2 protein-coding genes are annotated in these 2,361 nt (G+C 75.1%); both read left to right on the top strand.

The window, feature by feature from the left end:
- Positions 1-487: acyl carrier protein (locus ABZ449_RS42000; protein ID WP_360357415.1), on the top strand; the 487-nt coding region annotated here is incomplete at its 5' end.
- Between the two features lie 92 nt (positions 488-579).
- A partial coding sequence (locus tag ABZ449_RS42005) for a beta-ketoacyl synthase N-terminal-like domain-containing protein (protein ID WP_360357417.1) occupies positions 580-2,361 on the top strand: 1,782 nt, incomplete at its 3' end.

The following is a 2,361-nucleotide window of genomic DNA, read 5'->3' on the forward strand; positions in this document are numbered from 1 at the left end:
GCCGGCCGAAGCGCCGAGCGACGGCGCGCCGGGCGACGGCGGCCGGCCGGACCGGGCCGCCGGGCTGCGGGAGCGGCTCGCCGGCCTCACCGAGCCGGAGCGCGACGAGCTGCTGCTGGAGGTGGTCGAGGAGTGCGTCGCCGGGGTGCTCGGCGAGGCCCCGCACACCGGCTTCGACCCCGAACGCGGCTTCCTGGAGCAGGGCTTCGACTCGCTGACCGCGGTCGAGCTGCGCAAGCTGCTCACCGATGCCACCGGCCTGCGGCTGAGCAGCACGCTGATCTTCGACTACCCGACCCCTGCCGCCCTCGCCAAGGAGCTGCGCACCTCGCTGGACCCCGAGCTGCCCGGCGCCGGACCGTCCACGAGCGAGGACACCGAGGCGACCGGCACCGAGGCGGCCGGCACCGCCGAAGCCGTCGACGACGAGCAGATCGACGACATGGATCTGGCCGAACTGCTCCGCCTGGCCCGCGACAACTCCTAGGGCCGTTCCGACGATCCGCGTCGCGCCGAGTACGCGGCGCGGATCGTCGGCTCCCCTGGCACCGAACCTGAGCTTGACGTACGGAGATTGTGATGAACGCAGCACCCCAGGAAGTCGTCGCGGCACTCCGGGATTCCCTCAAGGAGATCCAGCGGCTGCGCCGGGAGAACCGGCAGCTGGCCGACGCCGGCCGTGAGCCGATCGCGATCGTCGGCATGGCCTGCCGCTATCCGGGCGAGGTCACCTCGCCCGAGGAGCTGTGGCAGCTGGTCGACCGGGGCGTCGACGCGATCTCCGGCTTCCCGGTCAACCGGGGCTGGGACGTCGAGGCGCTGTACGACCCCGACCCGGACAAGCCGGGCACCAGCTACGTCCGCGAGGGCGGATTCCTGCACCGGGCCGACGAGTTCGACCCGGCGTTCTTCGGGATCAGCCCGCGCGAGGCACTGGCGATGGACCCGCAGCAGCGACTGCTGCTGGAGACCTCCTGGGAGGCCTTCGAGCGGGCGGGGATCGCGCCGACCTCGGTGCGCGGCAGCCGGGTCGGGGTGTTCGCCGGCATCGCCACCGCCGACTACGCGGCGCGGTTCCAGTCCGTCCCCGAGGAGGTCGAGGGCTACCTGGGCAACGGCAGCGCCGGCAGCGTGGCCTCCGGCCGGGTGGCGTACGCGCTGGGCCTGGAGGGTCCGGCCGTCACCGTGGACACGGCGTGCTCCTCCTCACTGGTCGCCCTGCACCTGGCGAGCCAGGCCCTGCGCTCCGGCGAGTGCTCGCTGGCCCTGGCCGGCGGCGTCACGGTGCTCTCCACCCCGGCGGGCTTCGTGGAGTTCAGCCGGCAGCGCGGGCTCGCGCCGGACGGGCGCTGCAAGTCCTTCGCCGCCGCCGCGGACGGCACGGCCTGGGGCGAGGGCGTCGGCATGCTGCTGCTGGAGCGGCTCTCCGACGCCCGCCGCAACGGGCACCCGGTCCTGGCGCTCGTCCGCGGGTCGGGCATCAACCAGGACGGGGCGAGCAGCGGGCTCACCGCGCCCAACGGTCCGGCGCAGCAGCGGGTGATCCGGCAGGCGCTGGAGAGCGCCGGGCTGTCGGCCGGCGAGGTGGACGTGGTGGAGGCGCACGGCACCGGCACCACCCTCGGCGACCCGATCGAGGCCCAGGCCCTGCTGGCCGCCTACGGCCAGGACCGCGAACGGCCGCTGCTGCTGGGCTCGTTGAAGTCCAACATCGGCCACACCCAGGCCGCGGCGGGCGTCGGCGGCGTGATCAAGATGGTCGAGGCGATCCGCCGGGGCACCGTCCCGCGCACCCTGCACGTGGACGAGCCGACGCCCGAGGTGGACTGGACGGCGGGCGCGGTGGAGCTGGTCACCGAGGCCCGGGAGTGGCCGGGGACCGGCCGTCCGCGCCGGGCCGGGGTCTCCTCCTTCGGCGTCAGCGGCACCAACGCCCACGTCATCGTCGAGCAGGCGCCCGAGGAACAGCCCGCCGACCCGGAGGCCGACCCGAACACCGACGCCCACAGCGGGACAGCGCCCGCGCTCCCGATCGCACCGCACCTGCTGTCGGCGAAGACCGTCCCCGCGCTGCGCGAGCAGGCCGCCAGGCTGCGCGCCCGGCTCGACGCCGACCCGGGGCTGGACCTCACCGACCTCGCCTACTCGCTGGCCACCGGCCGTGCGCAGTTCGCCCACCGGGCCGCCGTCGTCGCCGCGGACCGCGCCGAACTCGCCGCCGGGCTGGCCGCCCTGGCCGAGGGCGACGGGATCACCGCGACGGTGGCCGGCCGGACGGCCTTCCTGTTCACCGGTCAGGGCGCGCAGCGCGTCGGCATGGGCCGCGAGTTGTACGACGCTTTCCCGGTGTTCGCGGCGGCC

Origin of the sequence: Kitasatospora sp. NPDC005856 (genome assembly GCF_040629945.1) — a bacterium.
GTDB lineage: Bacteria > Actinomycetota > Actinomycetes > Streptomycetales > Streptomycetaceae > Kitasatospora.